22 protein-coding genes, 1 tRNA gene and 2 pseudogenes are annotated in these 24,966 nt (G+C 29.2%); 22 read left to right on the top strand and 3 right to left on the bottom strand.

Annotation, left to right across the window (positions count from 1 at the left end; all coding sequences use genetic code 11):
* Positions 1-6: 6 nt before the first annotated feature.
* The 3 genes from DIC82_17890 to DIC82_17880 all read left to right on the top strand — a co-directional run bounded on the left by DIC82_17890 (position 7) and on the right by DIC82_17880 (position 2,005).
* Complete coding sequence (locus DIC82_17890) at positions 7-594, top strand: hypothetical protein (GenBank protein ID AWK53126.1); 588 nt, start codon at positions 7-9, stop codon at positions 592-594.
* Positions 595-615: 21 nt separating this feature from the next.
* Entirely contained in the window at positions 616-1,059 is a 444-nt protein-coding gene (locus DIC82_17885; protein ID AWK52750.1) for a hypothetical protein, read from the top strand.
* Between the two features lie 427 nt (positions 1,060-1,486).
* Positions 1,487-2,005 (top strand): hypothetical protein, encoded by a 519-nt coding sequence (locus tag DIC82_17880; protein AWK52749.1) that lies wholly within the window; start codon positions 1,487-1,489, stop codon positions 2,003-2,005.
* Positions 2,006-2,666: 661 nt separating this feature from the next.
* On the opposite strand, the gene DIC82_17875 is transcribed toward DIC82_17880, so the two are convergent.
* A tRNA-Glu gene (locus tag DIC82_17875) sits at positions 2,667-2,741 on the bottom strand.
* A gap of 532 nt (positions 2,742-3,273) precedes the next feature.
* Complete coding sequence (locus tag DIC82_17870; GenBank protein ID AWK52748.1) at positions 3,274-3,648, bottom strand: hypothetical protein; 375 nt, start codon at positions 3,646-3,648, stop codon at positions 3,274-3,276.
* Between the two features lie 251 nt (positions 3,649-3,899).
* On the opposite strand from DIC82_17870, the gene DIC82_17865 reads away from it, so the two are divergent.
* From DIC82_17865 to DIC82_17790, 16 genes and pseudogenes are all read left to right on the top strand, one after another.
* A complete protein-coding gene (locus tag DIC82_17865) occupies positions 3,900-4,694 on the top strand; it encodes a glycoside hydrolase (GenBank protein AWK52747.1) in 795 nt (264 codons plus the stop codon).
* 20 nt (positions 4,695-4,714) lie between these two features.
* The gene (locus DIC82_17860; GenBank protein ID AWK52746.1) at positions 4,715-4,966 is read left to right on the top strand and encodes a holin; all 252 of its coding nucleotides are present in this window, start codon (positions 4,715-4,717) and stop codon (positions 4,964-4,966) included.
* A 410-nt stretch (positions 4,967-5,376) separates the two neighbouring features.
* A complete protein-coding gene (locus DIC82_17855; GenBank protein ID AWK52745.1) occupies positions 5,377-6,201 on the top strand; it encodes a sirohydrochlorin cobaltochelatase in 825 nt (274 codons plus the stop codon).
* A gap of 145 nt (positions 6,202-6,346) precedes the next feature.
* Complete coding sequence (locus DIC82_17850) at positions 6,347-7,735, top strand: cobyrinic acid a,c-diamide synthase (protein ID AWK52744.1); 1,389 nt, start codon at positions 6,347-6,349, stop codon at positions 7,733-7,735.
* A gap of 117 nt (positions 7,736-7,852) precedes the next feature.
* Positions 7,853-8,476, top strand: a complete 624-nt coding sequence (cbiC, locus tag DIC82_17845; protein AWK52743.1) for a precorrin-8X methylmutase — start codon at positions 7,853-7,855, stop codon at positions 8,474-8,476.
* A gap of 194 nt (positions 8,477-8,670) precedes the next feature.
* Entirely contained in the window at positions 8,671-9,540 is an 870-nt protein-coding gene (locus tag DIC82_17840; protein ID AWK52742.1) for a DUF2225 domain-containing protein, read from the top strand.
* 33 nt (positions 9,541-9,573) lie between these two features.
* On the top strand, positions 9,574-10,752 hold the full coding sequence (cbiD, locus tag DIC82_17835) for a cobalamin biosynthesis protein CbiD (GenBank protein AWK52741.1): 1,179 nt from the start codon (positions 9,574-9,576) through the stop codon (positions 10,750-10,752).
* A gap of 89 nt (positions 10,753-10,841) precedes the next feature.
* The gene (gene cbiE, locus DIC82_17830) at positions 10,842-11,450 is read left to right on the top strand and encodes a precorrin-6y C5,15-methyltransferase (decarboxylating) subunit CbiE (protein AWK52740.1); all 609 of its coding nucleotides are present in this window, start codon (positions 10,842-10,844) and stop codon (positions 11,448-11,450) included.
* Positions 11,451-11,619: 169 nt separating this feature from the next.
* Positions 11,620-12,192: a precorrin-6Y C5,15-methyltransferase (decarboxylating) subunit CbiT gene (gene cbiT / locus DIC82_17825; protein AWK52739.1), complete on the top strand. Its 573-nt coding sequence runs from the start codon at positions 11,620-11,622 to the stop codon at positions 12,190-12,192.
* A gap of 50 nt (positions 12,193-12,242) precedes the next feature.
* Positions 12,243-12,908 (top strand): cobalt-factor II C(20)-methyltransferase, encoded by a 666-nt coding sequence (locus DIC82_17820; GenBank protein AWK52738.1) that lies wholly within the window; start codon positions 12,243-12,245, stop codon positions 12,906-12,908.
* Positions 12,909-13,060: 152 nt separating this feature from the next.
* A complete protein-coding gene (gene cobM, locus DIC82_17815; GenBank protein ID AWK52737.1) occupies positions 13,061-13,819 on the top strand; it encodes a precorrin-4 C(11)-methyltransferase in 759 nt (252 codons plus the stop codon).
* Positions 13,819-15,078, top strand: a complete 1,260-nt coding sequence (cbiG, locus tag DIC82_17810) for a cobalt-precorrin 5A hydrolase (GenBank protein AWK52736.1) — start codon at positions 13,819-13,821, stop codon at positions 15,076-15,078. Before cobM ends, cbiG begins: the two co-directional genes overlap by 1 nt.
* 117 nt (positions 15,079-15,195) lie before the next feature.
* Positions 15,196-15,795, top strand: coding sequence for a maltose O-acetyltransferase (locus DIC82_17805; GenBank protein AWK52735.1), 600 nt, complete (start codon positions 15,196-15,198; stop codon positions 15,793-15,795).
* 265 nt (positions 15,796-16,060) lie between these two features.
* Complete coding sequence (locus DIC82_17800) at positions 16,061-16,696, top strand: hypothetical protein (GenBank protein AWK52734.1); 636 nt, start codon at positions 16,061-16,063, stop codon at positions 16,694-16,696.
* Positions 16,697-16,758: 62 nt separating this feature from the next.
* Positions 16,759-17,790 (top strand): LacI family transcriptional regulator, encoded by a 1,032-nt coding sequence (locus tag DIC82_17795; GenBank protein ID AWK52733.1) that lies wholly within the window; start codon positions 16,759-16,761, stop codon positions 17,788-17,790.
* A 362-nt stretch (positions 17,791-18,152) separates the two neighbouring features.
* A pseudogene (locus DIC82_17790) lies at positions 18,153-18,992 on the top strand (ABC transporter substrate-binding protein).
* On the opposite strand, the pseudogene DIC82_17785 reads toward DIC82_17790, so the two are convergent.
* Positions 18,989-19,471, bottom strand: a pseudogene (locus DIC82_17785) (DNA-binding response regulator). The pseudogenes DIC82_17790 and DIC82_17785 overlap by 4 nt on opposite strands.
* Positions 19,472-19,843: 372 nt before the next feature.
* On the opposite strand from DIC82_17785, the gene lacA reads away from it, so the two are divergent.
* From lacA to DIC82_17770, 3 genes are all read left to right on the top strand, one after another.
* On the top strand, positions 19,844-20,440 hold the full coding sequence (gene lacA, locus DIC82_17780; GenBank protein ID AWK52732.1) for a galactoside O-acetyltransferase: 597 nt from the start codon (positions 19,844-19,846) through the stop codon (positions 20,438-20,440).
* A 64-nt stretch (positions 20,441-20,504) separates the two neighbouring features.
* Complete coding sequence (locus DIC82_17775) at positions 20,505-23,567, top strand: beta-galactosidase (protein AWK52731.1); 3,063 nt, start codon at positions 20,505-20,507, stop codon at positions 23,565-23,567.
* Positions 23,568-24,176: 609 nt separating this feature from the next.
* Positions 24,177-24,908, top strand: a complete 732-nt coding sequence (locus DIC82_17770; protein AWK52730.1) for a sulfite exporter TauE/SafE family protein — start codon at positions 24,177-24,179, stop codon at positions 24,906-24,908.
* Positions 24,909-24,966: the final 58 nt, after the last annotated feature.

The following is a 24,966-nucleotide window of genomic DNA, read 5'->3' as shown; positions in this document are numbered from 1 at the left end:
CCTGAAATGGCAGATTACAGAAAAATTCAGCCAGAAAGCTCAATAACACCTCAAGAAAGCAGAGATTTTTTGAATAATATATTTCGGTCTGGAATACAGGAACAAAAGAGTTCAGATGTAAATGCGGAATTCAGAAATTCAGAACGGACTCATCTACTTCCAAGAAATGGTGGTGAATGGTCGGACGAACCTGGAAATTCAGATTGGAAGCCTAATCCTGAAGTTATACCGGGTGACAGAAATGGTACAAATCCAGAACACAAGACATGGGGAGAAATTATGAAACAATATGGTTTTGAATCAATTCCATTCAAAGATGGTGCACCAGATTTTTCAGAAGTAGTAAAAGGCCAGGTTGAAATCGAAGATTTCACTGATGATAGGGATGCGAATTTTGACCAAGCTGATGAAAAATTGGCTGAACAAAGAGGATGCACACCCGAAGAAGTTGCAAAATGGCGCGATGAAAATAAGTACACATGGCATGAATGCAGAGACTGTAAAACAATGCAAAAAGTCCCAACTGAAGTGCATGGTAACATTTCTCATTCTGGTGGAGTTTCAGAATACAAATCTCAGAACAAAGAAGCATAGTGGAAAGGGAGTGTTTATAATATGGAAGAAACTTGTAAAGATGATATTTTTGGTAACATGACATATAAGCATAGATGGTATAAACAACAGAAATTAATGATATTTGGAAAAGAATGGAATATAACGGTTGCAGCAAAAGCGTATTCTGGAAAGCCGATTACACAAGAACAGCAGAAGAGTTATTCCAATTTTTGTGATAATGAAAGTGCTATGGTAAACACAATTGGGGAAAAGCTAAAGGAATATATAAATGAGAATCTTCAAGAACTGGCAGTTTATTGGATGGGAGCAAGGTCGGTTAATACAGTTAATGAATTTGCTCAGATAGTTACTCCGAAGACTTTGTTGTTTAAACAGGATGGCACTACAATTATGCTCTTGGATTGTATTTGGGATGAAGAGCGTGGTATTGCAGTGAAGTTGGTACCTGAAATTTCAGTGGGAAGCCAAGATTTATTCCTGTGATATATGAATCCAGTGCGTTTTTTCGTGCTGGATTCTTTGCAATATGTTGATATGTTTCCGCAAACGACCGATATGGGGAAAATTCTGTTGATGTGTTCCCATGAATGACCAACGGCATTTGAGATTTATTTTATCCTATAGAGCCATCCATTACGGTAAAATATATCAATAACGTGCTAATTGAACTAAATAAAGAAATCAGTGAGGAAGATATATTTAATCTTCCTATATCTTTTTCAGATCAGTATGTTCAAATTATTGATGAAGAATATGTATCTAAAAGTTGTAGTGAATTTAAAATCACATATTCGTAAACTTCTAATTATTTATATAATGGGTAATTATATTCAAGAAATCTACTAAATAGTTATGATTAATATTATTGTTTAAAATAAAAAGGATATGTCAATACTTCTTAATTGAGGTGATGAACATGTCTTTTAAATTAACATGGAAGAGCCATGTAATTTGTATTCTTATATCAGTAATTTTAGTATTTATTATGAATCCGATATTTGATGAGATTTTATCTTATTTATTCTATCAAAATATTATTTATTATCCAACAAATAATTTAATAGTGAACTTTTGTATTTATATAATGGTTTTAATGGTACCAATTTCTATAGTACATGAGGGAGTTCATGGGATAGCTTATAAATTATTTGGAGGTAAAGTTAAATATGGATTCAAGGGTATTTATGCTTATACAATGGAGGTTTCAGGGAAAAAAATAACAAGACTACAATTTCTTATTGTTTTATTGGGACCTTTAATAGTGATATCAATATTATCTTTATTGCTACCAGTATTTATAGGGGGAATGATATTTTTTCTTAATATTATTGGAGCTTCAGGGGATATTTATATGGCATTGTTTTTATGTAGATTTAGTTATGATAGTAGGATAATTGATAGGAGTTATGGGTTTGATGTATTAGAATAAAACTTAGAATTAGATTTATTTTTAAAAATTGATTATGAGTTAATAGCAAGCATGCCTAAATTGTGAAAGTACTTAGAAAATCTAATAATTGATAGGTACAAGTTACGTAATTCGATAGATATAAAAATATTAAGAATTTTAGCCTAAAGTAGAAAAAATATTTTAAATAAATTTCTACTTTAGGATTTTTATATTATTTTTTATTACAAAGTCGTTTATATTTATTTTTATTTTTTCTAGGGCCACTATTTTATTGTAGAAATATTTTCAAATATATATTAAAAAAGTTTTCTTCTATTGTATTAAAAATTAATTATTACAATTGGATTAGGTACATATTAGTTGTTAATGAAAAAAATAATATATAAAATGAGATTATATTATTGATAATATAAAAGGAAAATATTGAGAGGATATGAATTAATTATTAAATAATTACAAAGTTCTATAAGTGTTACTATGTTTAGATCTGATCACTCTCGCTTTTCTTATAGTTTATTAAAAAGTAAATATAAGCTAAAATAATGAATGGTATAGAATACTGACAGATAGTTATAAATAAGTGTTCTCAAAGCCTATCCAAAACTAGTGTGGGAAAAGTGTGGGAAAATAAGAAAAACATCAGTGTTTTTGTTATCCTAAACACTGATGTTTTCTATAATGGTGACCCCTAGGAGAATCGAACTCCTGATTTCACCGTGAGAGGGTGGCGTCTTAACCGCTTGACCAAGGGGCCGTGTAACAAATATGATTTTACTCTTATTTAGCTATAATGTCAATATTTTTTTATTGAATATGAGAATAAGATACTAATTACATCATTAGGAATAATAATATTAACTAAATTTGCTAATTTATTCAATTAATCATAATTTTCTAAATATTAAAAAAATACACTTGTTTTTCGATGGAAGTATGTTAAAATATAAGATAGTTAGTAATTTTAAAAAGAGGTGTATATTACTAAATATACTCATCGCTCCTCTAGTATGATTAATAGGTCATACAAAATTACGACTCCTTTTAATATTTTGTGGGATATCCATTAAGATTTAACTGCTAGACAGTTTAAATTTTAATGGATATTATTTATTATATTAATTATAAAAATAAAATATATTTTGTTATATAAAATAAAAAAATAGAGCTGTGTCAACTATATTGACACAGCTCTATTTTTATCATATATCTCTTTAAATAAAAGTTTATTAAATATGGATTCTCTCAACAGAGTATCCTTTATTTTGGGTTATATGAATAAGTATAATCTATTTTGCAAGCCAATCTAAAACAGCTGGATTTGCACATGCTGAAGATTTTGAATCTATTTTTGTTACAAAGATAATATCTCCTTTGTTAGCTACAGAGCTAACTTCAGTGAATATTTCATCTGCAGATGAATCTGTTTTAACAAAAAATCCTTCAGGTAGAAATTGAGCCCAAGGACCCAAAGATTTTATTTTTCCAACTAAATTAGCAACACTGTGTATAGGTTCATGAGAATGTGCGTGATCTTCATTACATCCACAATTTTCATGTTCATGAGAATGTGAATGATCTCCGCCACAGCCACAAGATTCACCGTGTTCGTGATCGTGACCACTAGTATCGCTTATAAAATATGTAATCATATATGCTGACATAATTGCACCGCCTTTAAAATTTGTTATATTAATATTTTTTATTTAGACATCTGAAGTAAAAGATATGATTGGAATTTTAGGATGTCTTATATTTAAATTATACTGAAATAATGGGAATTGTAAATTAAAATTTAATAAAATAGATATTATTATAATATTAATAATTTATATAACATTTATACGCAAAAACTTAATATAAATCATATAACATAATAAAAGGAAATATATATTATATATAAGGAGGAGAGCTAATGAAAGGAATAGATATTAGCAATCATAATGGAAGTATAGATTTTACGGCTGTAAAAAATGATGGAATTGAATTAGTTTATATTAAAGCTACTGAAGGTACAACCTATACGGATGTTAAGTTGTCAGCTAACTATAATGGTGCATTAAATGCAGGATTAAAAATTGGGTTCTATCATTTCTTAGTAGGGACAAGCGCTCCAGAAACTCAAGCAGAAAACTTCCATATTAAGATAAAGGATAAACAAAACAGTTTAAAACCATGTTTGGATGTAGAAGTAAATAACTTTGATGTAATTGATTATACACTGAGATTTATTAAAAAATTTGAAGAATTGAATGAGTTACCATTGTGCATTTATACAGGTGGTTATTTTGCAAATGATAATTTGGATAGTAGAATAGCTAAATATCCATTATGGATAGCTCATTATGGAGTGAAAACTCCTATGGAAACTAAAGTATGGGGAAAAGATTATGTTGGACATCAATATACAGATAGTGGTTCTGTAAAGGGCATAAGTGGAAATGTAGATTTAAACAATTTCTTTGATGGAATTTTGATAAGTGAAAAGAAGGGATATGTAGTTACTAACTATTTGCCAAATGGATATAAAGGAAATAGAAGCTTTGAGGGTATTGATTTAGAATATGTATTAAGCTACTTTGGTGAAGTTAAATGTTATGTTAGAGGCAATTCTAAAGGGGTTTGGATTGAAACTCAAATGCTGCCTATGAGTAAATGTTTAGAGCTTAAAAATAAATTAGGAAGTTGGTTTTATAGTATAGAAAATTAAAAAAATAAGGAGGGAAAGATATGGAAGTCGCACAATATATAACACAAAACGCTTTAATTTTAATTCCAGTTTTATATATATTAGGCATGATTATAAAAAGTACAGAGAAAATAAATGATAAATATATTCCTATTATACTATTAGCTGCAGGAATTTTAGGTGCAGTTGGAATAATGGGTGTTAGTGCAGAATCAGTAATACAAGGTGTATTGGTAACAGGAACTACAGTTTATACTAACCAATTAGTGAAGCAAAACATTAATAAGGAATGAAAATGTGAAATTAAGTGGCAACTTCGTCTAGGGGATGCAAGATATCAGTTAAAATATATTAGAATATTGATTTGATATTTTATTAAATGTGCCTTAAATATAAGATTAAAATTATGTAGGTTTATTGCTGATAAATAAATATTGTAAGTAATAAGCCTCTTTTATGTTGAATAAAGTATCATAGTCATTTATAATTTATAGATAATAAGAAATGTTTTTTTGGTTCTTGGAAGGCATATGAAAGAAAGTAATGACTCAAATGGTAGAGTGTAGTTCGAAGTAAAGTGAAACTTCTACATGGGGTTTTATATTATAGACAAATTTTACACTCTTTATTTGTTATATATATCCTCTTTGCCTAAAAATGGGAAATGAGGATTTTTTTGGACCATTATTTAGGAGGAAATTAAATGAAAAAAGCTATTTTAGTAGTTAGTTTTGGAACTAGTCATTTAGAAGCACTGAAAAATTCAATAGAGAAAATTGAAAATAGAATCAAGGATGAGTTCAAGGATTATGAAGTGTTTAGAGCATTTACTGCTCATAGTATAATAAAAAAATTAAATGAAAGAAATAAGTTAAGTATATTAACACCAGAAGAAGCTTTGCAAGATTTGAAAGCTAAAGGATTTGAAGAAGTTATAGTTCAACCATTACATATAATTCCAGGCGAAGAATTTGATTATATAAAAGGTGTTGTAGAACATAAAAAGGATGATTTTAAAGTTATTAAACTTGGAAGACCTATATTCTTTTATCAAGGAATGAACGGACTTCCAGAGGATTATTCTTTGTTTATAGATAGCATTAAAGATGTATTAACAGGAGAAGAAAGCGTAATATTATTTGGGCATGGAACAGAACATCCTTCAAATGCAGTTTATGGAATGCTTCAAACTGTTTTAATTGATGAGGATTATGAAAATGTGTTTGTGGCAACATTAGAAGGATATCCTACAGTTAAAAATGTATTAAAGAAAATAAAAGATAAAGGAATAAAAAAGACAAAACTTGTTCCATTATTACTTGTTGCAGGAGATCATGTGAAAAATGATATGGCATCAGATGAGGAAGATTCTTTAAAGAGCATATTGCAAAAAGAAGGAATTGAAGTCACTTTACATATGCACGGACTAGGTGAGATAGATAAATTCGATGAACTTTATATTAATAGAATTTATGATTCAATTGAAAATAGATATACAAATTCAGGAAGAACTAAGAAACTAAGATAACAATTCACAATGCACAGTTGACAATGCACAATTAAGGATAAAATTGCATAGCAATTTCTAAAATGTATTTTTCAAATCTCCGCAAGATTTGTGCCTTAATTGTACATTGTGAATTATAAATTGTGCATTGGAAAAGAGGTATTTCATGAAATCTATAATTATAGCTTCAAATAGTAGTGGTGGTGGAAAAACTACTTTTACTTTGGGACTTATGAAAGCACTTAAAAATAGAAATTTAGATGTTCAAGGATATAAGGTTGGACCAGATTATATAGACCCAGCATTTCACACCGAAGTAACAAAAAAAGCTTCGAGAAATCTTGATACATTTTTAATGGGCGAAGAGGGCGTGATAAAAAATTATCTTAAAGGTAGTGGAAATGTTGGAATAATTGAAGGGGTAATGGGCTTGTATGATGGAATCGGAGTATCTGAAAAAGGGTCAACATATGAGGTTTCAAAGCTTTTAGGAAATATGCCAATTATATTAGTATTGTCTCCACGGGGCCAAAGTGCAAGTATATGTGCTGAAATTAATGGGTTCAAAAATTATAGAAATGCAAATATTGTAGGAGTCGTATTAAACTCTATCAGTGAAAAATATTATGATTTATTAAAGTATGCTATAGAAGAAAACTGCGAAACTAAAGTATTTGGATACATTCCTAAAGAAGAAAAAATAAGTTTGAGCAGTAGGCATTTAGGTCTTGTACAAAGCATGGAAATACTTAATCTTGAAGAAAAACTAGATATATGTGGAAAATTAATTGAAGAATATGTTGATTTAGACGAAATTATAAATGAAATGCAAGAGTTTGAAATAAGTTGTGAATCTAAAGTAGAAGTTAAAAATAAATTTCAAAAAAAACATGATGAATCAAAATTTAAGTGTGAAATAATTAAGTTTAGAAATAAAAATATTAGAATTGGTGTTGCTTTAGATAAGGCATTTAGTTTTTATTATAAAGAAAATTTAGAGATTTTAGAGGGACTTGGAGAAATAATTTATTTTAGTCCAATTAAGGATAAAATTTTACCGAAAAATTTAGATTTTCTATATATAGGTGGGGGATATCCAGAAGTATTTAAGAAAGAATTAGAAGATAATTATTCTATGAGAAATAGCATAAAGGAAGCTTTAAATAATGGATTAAGATGTTATGCAGAATGTGGTGGGCTTATGTATTTGACCAAGTCAATAGATGGGGCACAAATGGTTAATTTTTTTGATGGAGAAAGTGTAATGACAAACAAGCTACAAAGGTTTGGCTATTGCAAAGTAAAAATTGATAAAAAATGCTTTGATGAAAAACTTGGAATAGAAGAAAACTTTAAAATAAATGCTCATGAATTTCACAAGTCGGAAGTAAATTTGAATGAAAAAAATGTATATGAAGTAGAGAAAACTCAATATAATGGAAAAATTATAAAGTGGAAGTGTGGATATTTTAAGAATAATACATTAGCAGGATATGCTCATATAAATTTCCTTGGAAATATAGAATTTTTGAAAGCTTTAGTTAATGTGAAATAACTTTAAGATATATTAGTGGGCTTGATTCTTATTTTTTGATGTGTTTTATACAAAGATTAGATTAATTCAATACATTTTTGAAATAAAGAAAAATATAAAGAAAAAGATGGTGATAATATGAACTATTTAAAAGACCCTATGGGGATTGAAAAAAGAAGTTTTGAAATTATTGGACATGAAATGGGATCTCATTCATTTACAGAAGAAGAATTACTAATAGTTAAGAGGACTATTCATACTACTGCTGATTTTGAATATAAAGATTTAGTGGAAATAAGCAAGACTGCAATAGAAACTGCAAAGAATATTTTCAGCAAAGGTGCTAAGATTTATACAGATACTAATATGGCTTTAAATGGAATTAATAAAATGGCTTTGGCTAAAACTAACAGTAATGTTATTTGCTATGTCAATGAGGAAGTTGTACATAAAGAAGCTAAAGAGAAGAGCATAACTAGAAGTATGGCAGCAGTAGAAAAAGCTTGCAATGATAATGTAGATATCTTTGTTTTTGGAAATGCACCAACTGCACTTTTCAGACTAAAGGAATTAATAAAAGAAGGAAGAGCAAATCCAAAGTTAATAATAGCAGTACCAGTAGGTTTTGTTGGAGCAGCAGAAAGTAAAGAAAACATGGATGAACTTAATATTCCTTATATAAGAGTCAAGGGAAGAAAAGGTGGAAGCACTGTTGCGGCATCAATAGTTAATGCGCTTATGTATATGGTAGCTTCGAGATAATTTAGGAAAATACATAAAATGTAAATGCTACAATCGACTGGTACAACAATACATTTAGTATATGTAGAGGCACTTTCTTGTATATAATCTCAATTTAGATTATATACAAGAAAGAATAAATAATGGAGACATACCAAAAGAATCATTACCAAATGAATTGAGTTTTCGAGGAACAGAAAGGAGATATAACAAGTATGGGAGGAGATAAAAATATTTTTTCAGGCTTAGAATACTTAGGATTTAAAGATATAAGCAATATTGAAATATATAAAAAAAGTGAAGATAATAAAGACAAAAAGCACGAAGAAAGTTCAGAAATAAAAGAAGAGATGCTCTTGTATGATAAAAAAGTGATTTGTCCAGTGTGCGAGAATAATTTTTTGGCAAATGCAGTGAAAACAAGTGGTTATAGAATGAAAGCTCGAGAAAGTGATTTTTATATAAAATATGATATTATAAATCCATATTTTTATGATGTATGGATATGCAATGTGTGTGGTTATGCTTCCATGAAGTCTGATTTTCATAAGTTAAGGAAATTTGAGATAGAAAGTATACAGAAAAACATTACTCCAAAATGGCGTGGAAGAAAATATCCTGCAATATATGATATTAATATAGCAATAGAAAGATATAAGCTATCATTACTTAATTATTCAGTCATTGGCTCGAAATCCAGTAAAAAGGCTATGAATTGCTTGAAGATTTCATGGCTATATAGAGATTTTGGAGATACAAAAAATGAACAAATGTTCAGAGAACATGCTTTGGTGGGATTTAAAGATGCTTATTTAAATGAACAACCCCCTATATATGGTATGGATAGTTTTACAATAATGTATTTAATAGGTGAATTAAACAGACGCTGTGGTAAATATGATGAAGCGCTAAGATATTTTGGTGATGTAATAACGTCTCAAGGTGCGGACAGAAAGACAAAAGATTTGGCAACAAACCAAAGAGATTTAATAAAAGAAACATTAAATAAGAATGAAGATAATAATGTTGAAGAGGTTATTGAAGATAAGAAAAAAGTTGGATTATTTTCAAAGTTATTTAAATAAAGCTAAAAATTAATAAACTTGAAGGTGAATATAATGTTTAAGATGTATATTGAAACTGGTGGGAAAAGGTTAAGATGTGGATATACTACTGGTTCTTGTAGTGCTGGTGCTGCAAAGGCTGCGGCTATGGTTCTTTTTAATGAAGCAGAAACATTAAGTGAAATAGGAATAGCATCTCCAAAAGGAATTAATATAACAATGCCTATAGCCTCTATAGTAAATTTTGATGATTATGTTGAATGTACTATTTTAAAAGATAGTGGAGATGATCCAGATAGTACAAGAGGGATTGAAATAAAGGCAAGAGTTAGAGCAATTAACAACACACAATGCGTAATTAACGATACCAAATGCTCAATGCTCAATGATCAATGCACAATGGACAATTCACAATATGAATTTGAAGATGGGAATAGAGTGGTACTTAAAGGGGGACTCGGTGTTGGTACTGTTACTAAGGACGGACTTTTTGTACCTAAGGGAGAGCCTGCTATTAATCCAGTTCCAAGAAAAATGATAATAGAAGAGGTAATGAAGGTTTTACCTAATGGAGAAAGAGTTGAAGTGACAATTTCAGTACCACAAGGAATAGAAATTGCTAAAAAAACTTTTAATCCAAGGCTTGGAATTGAAGGCGGAATTTCAATACTTGGGACAACAGGAATTGTTTATCCAATGTCAGAAGAATCCCTTAAGGCATCTATAAAATTAGAAATTAATCAAAAAGCTTTAAATAATGAAAGATTAATTTTAACTTTTGGAAGTTTAGGCGATAATTATTGTAAGGAGCTTGGATTTAAGGAAGATGAAATTGTTATATGTTCAAATTTTATAGGATTTGCATTAGAAACTTGTGTTTCATATAAAGTTAAATCAATTGTGCTAGTTGGACACATAGGTAAGATGAGCAAAATAGCTTATGGTTGTTTTAATACTCATAGTAGAGTAACTGGAGTAAGGCTTGAAGTTCTTGGATTGGAGCTTGCACTTCTTGGATATGACATTTCGCTTGTTGAAAAAGTTCTAAGGGAAAAGACGTGCGAAGGTGCAGTTACGATGCTTGGAGCAGGATATTCTAAGCTTTATGAGAATATTGGAAAGAAGATTGTTGCACGAATTAGTGAATATGTTTATGAGGAATTAGAAGTTCAAGCAGTCATGTATTATGGAGCATCAAAACCTAATCTGCTTTGGAAATCAGATGGAATTTAAAAAGGTAGTTAGAATTGAAAGGGAATAGTGCTAAAATTGGAAAATGAACATTAACAACTGATAATTGGTAATTCACAGGAGGATGCAAAATGATTTATATTGTAGGGCTTGGACCTGGACATAAAGATTATATTATGCCTAAGGCTTTAGAAATCATGAAGAAAGTAAATGTTATAATAGGATTTAGAAGAGCAATAGACTCATTAGATTTTATTGATAATAAAAAGGTTTATATAAATAAGCTAAGTGATATTGATCAATTTATATGTTATGAGGAAAATAAAGATAATGATATTTCAATTGTCGCATCTGGAGATCCAACTTTTTACGGAATAACTAATTATATAAAAAGTAAAACTGCTTTAGAACTTGAAGTAATACCTGGAATTAGCTCATTTCAATATTTAACTTGTAAGATTAAATTGCCCTGGAATAATGCATATTTAGGTAGCCTTCATGGGAGAAGCGAAGAATTTTTAGAGAAGATTAATAATAATAAATTAAGTATTTGGCTTACTGATAAAGAAAATAATCCTGCTATGTTATGTAAAATTCTTCATGAAGCTGAAATTAAATGTAAAGTTATGATTGGAGAAAATTTATCCTATGAAGATGAAATTATAAGTGAAGGAAGTCCAGAAGAATTTCTAACTACAAATTGTAGTACATTAAGTATATTTGTAGTTAATAAGGTGTAGGAAAAAGTGATAAGTCAGTATGCCAGTAGATTTTGTTATTTATAAAGGGCACTCGACTCACATGCGGTGGCTGATTAAGAGAGTAACACAAATCGCTTTTTTTATGAAGCTAATGCATTTGGTTGTTAGGTAAGTTTGAATAGAGAAATAAATAAGGAGGTTAACTTTTATGGTTTTTATAAAAGACGAAGAATTTATTAGAGGAAAATGCCCTATGACAAAGGAAGATGTAAGAGCACTTTCAATTGTGAAGATGAATTTGAAAGATGACTCTTTAGTTTTGGATGTGGGAAGTGGAACAGGAAGTATTACAGTTCAAGCAGCTAAGATAGCAAAACATGGCAAGGTGCTAGCAATAGAAAAAGATGATGAGGCTTATGAAGTTACTGAAAGTAATGTTCGGAAATTTGAATGTAATAATGTGAAAATAATAAAAAAAGAAGCAAGTAAGGTATTGGATAATTTAATATCACAAGGTCTAAAATTTGATTCGGTATTTATCGGTGGGAGTAGTGGTCAGTTAGAAGAAATATTACTTAAAGTCAACGCTATTATAATTGAAAATGGAACAATAGTAATGAATTTCATTACTATAGATAATGCATGTAAAGCAATTGAAGTTATTAAAACTTTAAATTATAAATTTGAAGTTTCTTTAATTAATATAAGTAAAAATCGTGAAAATACGTTGATGATGATAGCAAATAATCCCATATATATAATTCAGTGTATTAGGGGTTAAAATATTAGTCGGTAGCTTGTTAATCACATAGGAAGAGAGGAATTTAAAAAATGGCAACATTATACGGAATAGGGGTAGGCCCTGGGGATGCAGAGCTTTTAACAGTTAAGGCGGTAAGAACAATAGAAAAATGCCAAGTTATAGTAACACCATGTGCAACTCTAGATGGAGAAAGTATTGCACTTGAGACTGCTAGAGAATATATAAAGCCAGGTACAGAAGTAATAGTAAAGCATTTTCCAATGGGAAAAAAGGATAGAGTTATAAAAGCATTAGAAGCTTATGAATTCATAGAAGCAAGACTTAGAGAAGGAAAAGATGTTGCATTTTTAACAATAGGTGATCCTTATGTTTATAGTACATATAGTCATATGTTAAAGCATGTTAGAGATTGTGGATTTGAAGTACAAACAATTCCAGGAATAACATCATTTTGTGCAGCTGCAAGTTTAGTTAATAGAACTTTAGTAGTTGGAGATGAAAGATTAGTAGTTATGCCAGCAACTAAGGTAAAAGAAATAACTGATGAAAAATTCATTGTAGTAATGAAGTTATATAAACGAGAAGAAGAAGTCCTTGATGTTTTAGAAGAAAAAGGTTTTGATTATGTTTATGCAAGCAGAGTTGGAAGAGAAGGCGAAACAGTTTTAACAGAGAGAGAAGAAATATTAAAACTTAGAGATTATATGTCTTTAATTATTGCAAGCAGAGATTAATACAGTTAACAATTAACAATGAACAATTGAGGAGAAAATCTCTACGAGATTTTTGAAATTAAAATATATTTAAAGAAATTTCAGAGCAATTTCAACTGCAATTGTTAATTGTACATTGCTAATTATTAATTGAATAAGAAGGAGTGTAAAATATGATTTATTTTATAGGAGCAGGTCCTGGATCTGTTGATTTAATAACAGTTAAAGGGAGAGATTTATTAGAAAGAGCAGATGTTGTAGTATATGCGGGATCTTTAGTTTCTAAGGAACATTTGGAATATTGCAGACATGACGTACAAATTTATAATTCTGCAAATATGACATTAGAAGATGTAATGGAAATTATGACGATGGAAGAGCAAATGGGTAAACTAGTTGTAAGATTACATACAGGAGATCCATCAATTTATGGAGCTATAAGAGAGCAAATGGTGGAGCTTGATAGAGTTAGTATACCTTATGAAGTTGTACCTGGAGTTAGCTCATTTACAGGGGCAGCAGCAGCAATTAATAGAGAATTTACTTTGCCAGGAGTATCTCAAACTATTATTCTAACAAGGGTTGAAGGAAGAACTCCTGTCCCAGAAAATGAAGATCTTGAAGCTTTAGCATCTATTGGAGCATCAATGGCAATATTTTTATCAATTTCTATGATTGATAAGGTTGTTGAAAAGTTAAGAAAAGGATACAAAAAAAATGTTGCTATAGCAGTAGTTGAAAGAGCTACATGGAGTGACCAAAGAATAATAATGGGACATTTAGATGATATAGCAGAAAAAGTTAAGGAGAGCAATATACTTAAGTGTGCTCAAATATTAGTTGGAGATTTTATTGATAGTGACTTTGAAAAGAGTTTATTATATGATAAGAATTTTTCTCACATGTTTAGGGATGCTGAGGATACAAAATAATGGAGAAAGCCAATCCTTTGAGTGAAGATGTTAATTATAAGAATAAAGAAATAGATGATAGAATAATTTATAATGAAAGAAATAACGCTATAGCTTATAGATATTCTAAAAATACCATAAGCATAGTTTGTCCATCACCTAAAGGAAAAGAAATAGCTTTAAAACTTCAAAAACACTTAAATGCTGAACTTTATATAAAGGAAAGCTATAAAGGATTAAATGAAAATGATGATAAATTCAATAAAAGCTATAAGAATAGTGAAGTTGTGAATGTAGCATTGCATGGAGAAAATTCTTATGAAAATTTTAAAATTAATACTCATAAATATGAGGAAAATTTTAAATTAAATGACATTACAAAAGAAGTGATGAAAATTTCAAAAGGAGTTATATTTATATCTTCAACTGGAATTGCAGTAAGAGCAATTGCACCATTTTTAGAAGGCAAAAATAAAGATCCAGGAGTTGTAGTAGTTGATTTATTATCTAAATATGCAATAAATATTTTAAGTGGACATTTAGGTGGGGGCAATGAACTTACACTTAAGGTAGCGCAAATTCTAAATGTTCAGCCTATTATAACTACAGCAACTGATAATTTAGGAATAATTGCACCTGATGTTATTGCAAAAGATAATGGTTTAATCATTGAAGATTTAAAAAAAGCAAAGTATATATCTTCACTTTTGGTAGATGGAAAAATAGTTGGAATAAAAGATGATTATAATATGATTAAAATTAGCAAGGGATATGAAAAAACAGATAAAATAAGAGAAGATTGCATTTGGATAACTCATAATTTAAATAATGATTTAGGGGACAGTGTTACACAGGTGGATTTAAATTATTCTAAAATATTAAAACTTATAAAAAAAGATTTAGTTTTAGGAATAGGCTGTAGAAGAGGTACTACCCATGAAAAACTGTATAATTTTATTAATATTAGCTTAATAAAATATAATCTAGATATAAGAGCAGTAGCAGCTATAGTTTCTGTGGATGTAAAAGCAAATGAAGATGGAATTATTAAATTAGCAGAAAAAATTAATTGTCCATTTATAACTTTTGAAAGAGAAGAAATAAAGAGTGTTCAAGATAAATATGAAAAAAGTGAATTTGTACTAAAAACTCTTGGAATAACAGGAGTTTGTGAACCTTGCGTAGATCTTGCAGGAGCAGAAGTTATTGTAAGTAAGGTAAAGAATGAGGGTATGACTTTGGCTATTGGAGTATTAAGAAATACAAATAACACACATTGACAAAATATGTTATAATAGGTACGGGTTATGAGATTTGAACTAAAAAATTTAAAGAATAATAATTAGTTTATATTTTGATTCGATATATAAATAAGCTAATAGGAGGAGGATATAAAAATGAATGAAAAAGAAAAAATGTTAAATGGAAAGCCTTATAAGTCTTTTGGAGATGAGCTCTTAAATGAACGCCAATATGCAAAAGACTTAATTTTTGATTTTAATGCTTTGCGCCCAAGTAAAATAGATAAAAGAAATAATATTATAAAAGAATTATTTGGGAAAACAAGTAAGAACTTTTTTATAGAGCCTCCATTCCGTTGCGATTATGGATATAACATCGAAATAGGTGAAAATTTTTATTCAAATTATAATTGCATAATTTTAGATTGTGCTAAAGTAACTATTGGAAACAATGTGCTATTTGCACCTAATGTAGGCATTTATACGGCTGGACATCCAATACACTATGAACTGCGCAATGCAGAATATGAATATGCTTTTCCTATTACAATAGGAAATAATGTATGGGTTGGAGCAGATACTGTTATAAATCCTGGAGTTACAATAGGGAATAATTGTGTTATAGGTTCTGGAAGTGTAGTTACTAAGGATATTCCAGCAAATACTATAGCAGTCGGAAATCCTTGTAGAGTTCTTCGTGAAATTAATGATGATGATAAAAAATATTATTTTAGAAATTTAGAATTTGAATCATAGGATTAAATTTATTTTATAATTTGTTTCTTAAGGAAATGAATTATAAAATATTCATATTTAAAAAAATTGTAATAGAGTACCAAAATAGAAACAAAGAAATATAGATATTAGTAAAAAATACATTTTGGATAAACAATATAGATAACCACGAAGTAAACTTTACTTATTCCTCGGAAAATATGTAGGTAAAATCAAGCTTTATACCAATGAATAAGTAAACCTTTTGGGCTGGTTATCTATATTTGTTTATAGGAGAAGAAAGCTTATGACGATTTTAGAAATGTTAAATAATAAATATGAGAATAATAAATTAATTGTAAAATCATTGGAAGTTATTAAAGATAACTTTACTAATTTTGTAAATGATAATTATGAATTAACTATTGATTTAGACAAGGAATTAATGATCAAAATTCCTAGCCTAGAAAAGAAAAATGAATATGTATATAACAGTATAGGTGAATATGAATATACGTTAGTAATGTGTATGAGGATTTCAGAAATGAACAATGCTGGGGCTTATGAATATATATTATCTAAATTTTTGGAATTATATAAAGATAAATTAGAATTGTTTTTTAAAGATGTAAATACAGTTGATAAATTAATGGAGAAGATAATTAAAACTAAGAATTACATAGATTATATAACGTATGTTTCAATGGGATTAGTAATTTTTGGCTTGGTATCTTTATGTATATTTACAATGATGCCCCAAATAATAAAAAATATTTCTATAGCTGGGATGATATTATTTGCTGGAATGTCTTTAGTAGGGCAATTAACAAAAGAAAATCAAGTAAAGAAAGTGATAGATGGTTATATTAGCGTGATAAAAACAGAGTGGTATGGAAAACAGTTGATTAAGGAATATGCATTTCTTTGTAATTATATCGGATAGTATATAATACTGATTATTTATTTTCAATAAGATTAAAGCTTATAAATAAGGAGGAATTTCGGTTGGCGACTATAAAAGAAATAGCATCTCTTGCAGAAGTTTCTATATCAACAGTTTCTAGAGTTTTGAATTTTGATGAAACATTAAATGTTAGTCATATTACAAGAGAAAAAATATTGAAAATTGCAGATGAACTTGAATATATATCATCAAAAACTAAAAAATCTAAAAATAAAAGAGCCAAAGATATAGGGATTGTTTATTGGTATAATTATGAGGAAGAGTTAGGAGATCCATATTATTTATCAATAAGATTAGCAGCTGAAAAAAAATGTAATGAAAACAACTTTAATTTAGTGAAATTAAGTGAAAATAGTGATGTTGATGATATTAAAAATGTCAATGGAATAATTGCAATTGGAAGATTTGCGTCTAGTACTATAGAAAAATTAGCAAGTGCAAATGAAAATATAGTATTTGTAGATTTTTCCCCAGATGAAAATAGATTCGATTCTGTAATGGCGGACATAGGAAAATCTACAACTAAAATATTAAACTATTTATATGAACTTGGTCATAGAAAAATAGGTTTTATTGGAGGCAAGAGACTAGAAGACTTATCTTATGAAAATATATATATTGATGAAAGAGATATTAAGTATAAAGAATTTATGGAGAGAAAAGGCATATATAATCCTGAATACATATATCAAGGAGAAAAATTTACGTTCAAAGCGGGATATGATCTTACAGCAGAAGCATTAAAATCTAAAAATAAGATAACAGCATTTTTTGTTGGGAATGATACGATGGCAGTTGGAGCATATAAGGCAATCTCAGAGGCAGGACTATCAGTGCCAATGGATGTTAGTATTGTTGGTTTTAATGACCAACCGAGTGCTAAATATATGATTCCATCATTAACTACCATAAGGATACCAAGTGAGTATTTAGGAAGTGCAGCTGTTGATTTATTACTTGAAAATATAAATGGAAACAGGGAATATAATAAAAAAGTTATAATACCAACTGAATTTAAAGAAAGAGAAAGCTGCAAAAAAATAAGCACATATGAAAAGAGCACGCACTGCTGAAAAGATGCGCACTGCTAAAAAGAGTGCGAAGCACAATTAAGAACTTATTAAGCATAACTAAGAACTTACTAAGTGTAACCAAGAACTTTAATATAATAAAGAAGTTTACTAAAAATAATAAAGTTTTGGTAAACTTTTTTGTTTTAGGAAAATATATTTAAAGCCAAGAGATTTAAAATATTAAAAAAGTACAAAAATCAAAAAAAATAACAAATTAGATTTCACTGAATATAAAATTATTACCAATTCTAGCCAATATTATAATAACGTTTATCATACTAGAAATGCTAAAATGTAAACATATACAGAAATTAAAAAGTAATTCATTACATTTGAAACATTAATTTTAAGGGGGAAGTATTATGAAGTTTAAAAAAATTATTTCTATTGCTGTAACTGCTATGATGACTTTGGGAATTGTAGGATGTGGTTCATCAGGCGACGCTTCTAAATCAACAAATAAAGCAGATGACAAAACAATTACTATTTGGGCTTGGGATGATACATTTAATATTAAGGCTGCAAATATGGCTAAGGAAAGATATCTAAAAGATCACCAAGATGTGACTGTTAATGTTGTAAGTATGGCACAAGATGATGTAGTACAAAAATTGAATACAGGTCTTTCATCAGGGACATATGATGGACTTCCTAATGTTGTATTAATTGAAGATTACAAAATTCAAAACTACTTACAATCTTATCCTGGTGAAATTAAAGATTTAACTGATAAGATAGATAAAATTAAATTTATGGATTTTAAATTAAATTCAATGATGCAAGGCGAAAAATTATACGGAGTACCATTTGATAGTGGTGTAGCAGCATTATTTTATAGAACAGACTATATTGAAGCGGCTGGATATAAAAAAGAAGATATGAAAAATCTTACTTGGGAAAAATATATAGAAATAGGCAAAGCTGTAAAAGAAAAGACTGGAAAAGCAATGCTTACTATTGATCCAAGTGATTTAAATCAACTTAGAATTATGATGCAATCAACTGGCTCATGGTATGTAAAAGAAGACGGTAAAACAGTAAGTATTGCAGATAATCAAGGATTAAGAGATGCTATTAACATATATAAACAATTTGTTGACGCAGGTATTACAAAACAAGTATCTGGATGGGATTCATTCATAGGAGCATTCCAAAAAGGTGATGTTGCAACTGTACCAAATGGTTGTTGGCTTTCTTCTTCTAAATAGTCAAAATCAATGTTAGTATCAAAGCCAAGAATAAGTCTACTTAATATATTATTTGCATTGATATTAATGTTAGAATGTAAAGTAAGGTTTTGTACTTTACTTGAAGCCTTTTTCAATGTTTTAACCAATTCTGTTGGATTCAATGAAGGTTTTAAAATGTAATCAATAGCACCGTGTTGAAATGAGGATTTTACATATTCAAAATCGCTATAGCTGCTTAAAATGATAATTTGAATTTGAGGATATTTTTCTTGAACGAATTTAGCTAATTCAATACCGTCCATTTGCGGCATTACAATATCTGAAATAATAATGTTTGGGGGATTATCTTTGATAATTTCAATAGCTTCTTGACCATTTGAAGCTTGTCCGATAACTTGAAAGCCTTCTTGTTCCCAATCAATCATATGTTTAATTCCTTGACGCATAATAAATTCATCATCAACGACCAGGATTTTACAATATTCACTCAATGATTAGCACCTCAATTCTAAATTATCTATAATAAAATTTATCTAATTTCTAATAATTATATTTATATTTATATTTATATTATTTAATGTTAATTATATAACATAAAGGAAGTATTTTCAATTATAAGGGGAAGGCAGCTTTACTAAAAAATTACTAAAGAATATTGATTTTTTAGTAAAATTTTAGTAGCATGTAAATATAAGTTAATTGAAATATATTGAAGGTTTATGGGCAACTTCAATGCAACATGTAATAGATTACACAAATAAAATTATATAAAGTACACAACTGTATCAAATAGCAAAGTAAAGATTATTTATAAAATGTGAAACAATGAATTGAAATAAATATTATTAATTATGGAGGTTATTATGACAATTAGAGAGAAAATGAAAAATGGCATGTTGTATATAGATGTGGGAGAGGGGCTTGAAGAGGAACGTAAAAGGTGTAAAGAATTATTATATGATTATAACAATACACGTCCAAGTGAAGAAGAAAAAAGAAAAAATTTACTAAAAAAGTTATTGGGTGATATGGGTGAACATATTTGGATTGAAGCACCAGTACACATGGCATATGGTATAAATGTGCATATTGGAAACAATTTTTATGCTAATTTTAATCTTGTAATTGTAGATGATATTGATGTTTATATAGGTGAGAATGTAATGATAGCACCTAATGTGACAATAACCCCTACAGGGCATCCAGTTGACTCAGATCTTCGAAGACCAGGTACTCAGTTTTCAATTCCGGTAAGAATTGGTAACGATGTGTGGATAGGTTCCAATGCAGTAATTTTACCGGGCATTACCATAGGAGATAATTCAGTTATAGGTGCTGGAAGTGTTGTTACTCATGATATTCCTGAAAATGTAGTGGCTGTAGGAAATCCATGCCGAGTATTAAGGAAAATAAATGAACGCGATAAAGAATATTATTATAAAAATAGAAGAATTGAATAATTTTTATTGAAATTATTCAGTTTAGTTTATGCTAAAGAGATATAAGTGAAGGTGAGGGAAGAAAATGAAAGATATTAAACCAACATTGGATTGGCTAGAAAATCCGGAAATTTTTAAAATAAATAGAATAGATGCACATTCAGATCATTGGTTTTATGAAAAAATGGAACATGTTAAATTAGAGGATGAAATGATTCTTAAGCAAAATTTAAATGGAAGATGGAAATTTTCTTATAGCGAAAATTCATCATTAAGACTTAAAGATTTTTATAAAGAAGATTTTGACGTAAGTGAATTTGATTATATTGAAGTACCAGGCCACATTCAATTGCAAGAATATGATAAATGTCAATATATTAACACTATGTATCCTTGGGAAGGTCATGACGAACTAAGACCACCTCACATTTCAAAAACTTATAATCCAGTTGGAAGTTATGTAACATTTTTTCGTGTAAAAGACGAGTTAAAAAATAAGAAAACATTTCTTTCATTCCAAGGTGTTGAAACAGCATTTTATGTATGGGTTAATGGAGAATTTGTAGGATATAGTGAGGATACTTTTACTCCATCAGAATTTGATATTACAGAGTATTTAAAAGAAGGAGAAAATAAACTTGCGGTAGAGGTCTATAAGAGAAGTAGTGCAAGTTGGATTGAAGATCAAGATTTTTGGAGATTTTCAGGAATATTTAGAGATGTTTATTTATATGCAATCCCCGAAACTCATGTAAGCGATCTTTTTGTAAAAACAGATTTAGCACATGATTTTACAAATGCAGAACTTAAGGTGGATCTTAAAATGACAGGAAATGAAAATACAAAAATAGAAGGTTACTTAGAAGATTCAGTAGGGAATAAAGTTGCAAAAGCATACTTAGGATTTGAAAGTGAAAATAAAAGTGTGCAAACAAGTGAAATTTCATTTGCTAATGAGTTAACATTATTTTTTGATGTTAAAGATGTTAAGTTATGGAGTGCAGAAGAACCAAATTTGTACACTCTTTATGTTTTAGTAAAAAAGGAAGATGATACTTTAATTGAGATAGTATCACAAAAGGTTGGTTTTAGATGCTTTGAAATGAAAGATAAAATTATGTGTCTTAATGGAAAAAGAATAGTATTTAAAGGAGTAAATCGTCACGAATTTAGTGCAAGACGTGGGCGCTCAATTACCAAAGAAGACATGCTTTGGGATATTAAGTTCTTAAAACAACATAATATTAATGCTGTAAGAACTTCACATTATCCAAACCAAAGCTTATGGTATAGGCTTTGTGATGAATATGGTATTTATTTAATAGATGAAACTAATTTAGAAAGTCATGGGTCTTGGCAAAAGATGGGACAATGTGAACCATCATGGAATATACCTGGTAGTCTTCCAGAATGGCAAGAGGTAGTAATAGACCGTGCAACTTCAATGCTAGAGCGTGATAAAAATCACCCATCTGTTCTTATTTGGTCATGTGGTAATGAATCTTATGCTGGAGAAGATATATTTCAAATGTCAGAATATTTTAGAAGAAAGGATTCTTCTCGCTTGGTTCATTATGAAGGTGTATTTTGGAATAGAGAATATGAAAAAACAAGCGATATGGAAAGCAGAATGTATGCTAAACCAGTGGACATAGAAGAATATTTAAGTAATGATCCAAAGAAACCTTATATTAGTTGTGAATATATGCATGCTATGGGGAATTCTTGTGGTGGAATGATGAAATATACAGAACTTGAAGATAAATATTTAATGTATCAAGGTGGATTTATTTGGGATTATGGAGATCAAGCTCTTTATAGAAAAACACCAAATGGGAAAGAGGTTTTATCTTATGGAGGAGATTTTACTGATCGCCCATCTGATTATAATTTTTCAGGAAATGGTCTGGTTTATGCAAATCGAATTGCATCACCTAAAGCTAGGGAAGTTAAATATTTATATCAAAATATAAAATTAACTCCAGATAAGAATGGTGTTAATATTAACAATAAAAATCTTTTTGCGAATACGGAAGTTTATGATTTATATTATAAAGTTGAAAAAGAAGGAAAGTTATTAGATGAAGGCAAAATAAAAGTGTCTGTAGGGGCTGGAGAAGAAAAGTATGTAAAATTACCAGTTGGAGATTATAGTTGCTCAGAAGAACTTGTCTTTACAGTTTCATTGATATTGTCAGAAGATACTGCTTGGGCAAATAAAGGATACGAAGTAGCTTTTGGACAAACGGTTTTTGAAAGAAAAGAGCCTATCAAAAATAACTCTAATTCTAAGATAAAAGTTGTTCATGGTGATGTAAACATAGGTGTTCATGGAAAAGATTTTAAAGTTATATTTTCTAAATCGGAAGGCGGAATTGTATCTCTAAGATATGCAAAAAAAGAATTCATAACAAGAACTCCAAAGACCTTCTATTGGAGAGCAACTACGGATAATGATAGAGGAAATAAACATGAGTTTAGATGTTCTCAGTGGCTTAGTGCTACAATGTGCCAAAAATATATGGATTTTTCAATGAAAGAACATGAAAATAAAATCATATTAAAATACACTTATGAATTACCAACAATTCCATCTACGAATGTTAAGGTAACTTATGAAGTTACTGAAGACGGAATAATAAAAGTTAATGTTTTGTATAAAGGAGTAGAAGGATTGCCAGAATTACCAGTACTAGGTATGAATTTTAGGCTTTTAGCAGAATTTAATTCTTTTGAGTGGTATGGAATGGGACCTGATGAAAATTATGTTGACCGCTCAGAAGGTGCCAGACTAGGTGTTTATAAAAGTACACCAGTAGATAACCTATCTAAGTACTTAGTGCCACAAGAATGTGGTAACAGAACTGGAACTAGGTGGGTAACTGTTCAAAATAAAAATGGAGACGGACTTAAGTTTGCTTATGAGAAATCACCATTTGAATTTAGTGTTTTACCATATACTAATATGGAACTTGAAAATGCTCTTCATCAAGAAGATTTACCACCTATTAATTTCACAAATGTCAATATCGTTGGTAAACAAATGGGCGTTGGTGGAAATGATAGTTGGGGAGCAACAGTATTATCAGAATTCTGCATAGATTCTAGGAAGGATTTAGAATATAGTTTTATGATTTCTAATATATAGATATCAAAAAAATATATATATTAATAGCATGAGTTTGTTAAGGGTATGGGAGTTAATCCTGTATCCTTTATTTTTTGCATTAAGGAAAGGCATAGGAAAAATAACTATGATAGCATTTATTAGAAAGGGTGTTGATATCATGGTTAAAGAAAAGGTAGAATAAGAAATATAGTTACATCAAAAGATAAACAAATACTAAGTATGGCGATAGATGAATTAAATTATACTTGGGAATAATATTGAATTTCAATCTAATGTTTAGAAAATAAGTATTACGGAGAGTCCCTTGGGGATTTTGTAGAAATATATGTTATAATTACTGTATAATAGTAAATAAGAGCAAAGCGTGCAAAATGGAGGATTATTAAATGGACTTTCAACATGATTCATATATAGTTCTTGATTTACCAAGCTCAGTAAAAGAGAAAATATATGATATTAGAAATTATCATAAAGATACACTAAGGGCCTCGTTGCCAGTTGAAATAACTTTAGCAGGGTCAGGTGGTATTGGGATAATAAGCATACTTATTAAGTTATAGTTTCTTTGAATTATGCACAGAGTAAATTATTGAGCAATAGTAGCTAGGACTTTGATGGAGGTAAATAATGCAAAATATATTTCTTTTTATTTCGACTTTGTTAGCATATTTTATAAAGGGCATAACTGGATTTGGTAATACACTTGTTATGGGTTCGTTATTTTCTTTTGTAGTGTCAAATAGGCTAACTACACCTGTGGACCTTATTTTTGGTATTCCAACAAATACTTATATAGTTTGGAGAGAACGAAAAAACATTTCTCTTAAAGTTGTTATTCCTTTATCGCTTATGTTGCTAGCTGGAATTATCCCTGGTACATTTTTGCTAAAGGTAGGTAATGATAGGATATTAAAATCTATATTAGGAGTAGTAGTAGTTGGAATGGCATTGGAAATGTGGACAAGAAAGCCTAATAAAAATGAAAGCCAGAAGAATAACCCGATTTTTATGGTACTAATAGGAGTAATTTCAGGTGTTTTAGCAGGACTTTATGGAATTGGTGCTCTTTTAGTTGCATATATTAGCAGAACTACTGATAATAAAAGTGAATTTCGTGCAAATATCTGTTGTGTTTTTTTAGTAGATAATATATTTAGATTTTTTTTGTACTTGTTCACTGGGATATTAAATAAAGAAATATTTATTTTAACTTTATTTCTTTCACCAGCAGTTTTTTTAGGGATGATAATAGGAATTAAGGTTGATTCAAAGATGAAAGAAGAGACTGTGAAAAAAGTAATTATTTATTTACTTATAATAAGTGGGACTGTTTTGTTGTTGAAAAGTTTTTTTAACTAACATCTTTTTTGAAAAATTTATCTTTGCAACAGCTCCTTTTTATTAACTAAAAAATCAC

This window comes from Clostridium beijerinckii, assembly GCA_003129525.1.
GTDB classification, from domain to species: Bacteria; Bacillota; Clostridia; order Clostridiales; family Clostridiaceae; genus Clostridium; species Clostridium beijerinckii_D.
The sequence above is the reverse complement of the archived record's forward strand: the minus strand, read 5'-3'. Positions and strand labels throughout refer to the sequence as shown.

Coding starts and splice junctions, on each gene's coding strand:
- DIC82_17890 (AWK53126.1), top strand. CDS start 7: ATGGCAGATTACAGAAAAATTCAGCCAGAAAGCTCAATAACACCTCAA.
- DIC82_17885 (AWK52750.1), top strand. CDS start 616: ATGGAAGAAACTTGTAAAGATGATATTTTTGGTAACATGACATATAAG.
- DIC82_17880 (AWK52749.1), top strand. CDS start 1,487: ATGAACATGTCTTTTAAATTAACATGGAAGAGCCATGTAATTTGTATT.
- DIC82_17870 (AWK52748.1), bottom strand. CDS start 3,648: ATGTCAGCATATATGATTACATATTTTATAAGCGATACTAGTGGTCAC.
- DIC82_17865 (AWK52747.1), top strand. CDS start 3,900: ATGAAAGGAATAGATATTAGCAATCATAATGGAAGTATAGATTTTACG.
- DIC82_17860 (AWK52746.1), top strand. CDS start 4,715: ATGGAAGTCGCACAATATATAACACAAAACGCTTTAATTTTAATTCCA.
- DIC82_17855 (AWK52745.1), top strand. CDS start 5,377: ATGAAAAAAGCTATTTTAGTAGTTAGTTTTGGAACTAGTCATTTAGAA.
- DIC82_17850 (AWK52744.1), top strand. CDS start 6,347: ATGAAATCTATAATTATAGCTTCAAATAGTAGTGGTGGTGGAAAAACT.
- cbiC (AWK52743.1), top strand. CDS start 7,853: ATGAACTATTTAAAAGACCCTATGGGGATTGAAAAAAGAAGTTTTGAA.
- DIC82_17840 (AWK52742.1), top strand. CDS start 8,671: ATGGGAGGAGATAAAAATATTTTTTCAGGCTTAGAATACTTAGGATTT.
- cbiD (AWK52741.1), top strand. CDS start 9,574: ATGTTTAAGATGTATATTGAAACTGGTGGGAAAAGGTTAAGATGTGGA.
- cbiE (AWK52740.1), top strand. CDS start 10,842: ATGATTTATATTGTAGGGCTTGGACCTGGACATAAAGATTATATTATG.
- cbiT (AWK52739.1), top strand. CDS start 11,620: ATGGTTTTTATAAAAGACGAAGAATTTATTAGAGGAAAATGCCCTATG.
- DIC82_17820 (AWK52738.1), top strand. CDS start 12,243: ATGGCAACATTATACGGAATAGGGGTAGGCCCTGGGGATGCAGAGCTT.
- cobM (AWK52737.1), top strand. CDS start 13,061: ATGATTTATTTTATAGGAGCAGGTCCTGGATCTGTTGATTTAATAACA.
- cbiG (AWK52736.1), top strand. CDS start 13,819: ATGGAGAAAGCCAATCCTTTGAGTGAAGATGTTAATTATAAGAATAAA.
- DIC82_17805 (AWK52735.1), top strand. CDS start 15,196: ATGAATGAAAAAGAAAAAATGTTAAATGGAAAGCCTTATAAGTCTTTT.
- DIC82_17800 (AWK52734.1), top strand. CDS start 16,061: ATGACGATTTTAGAAATGTTAAATAATAAATATGAGAATAATAAATTA.
- lacA (AWK52732.1), top strand. CDS start 19,844: ATGACAATTAGAGAGAAAATGAAAAATGGCATGTTGTATATAGATGTG.
- DIC82_17775 (AWK52731.1), top strand. CDS start 20,505: ATGAAAGATATTAAACCAACATTGGATTGGCTAGAAAATCCGGAAATT.
- DIC82_17770 (AWK52730.1), top strand. CDS start 24,177: ATGCAAAATATATTTCTTTTTATTTCGACTTTGTTAGCATATTTTATA.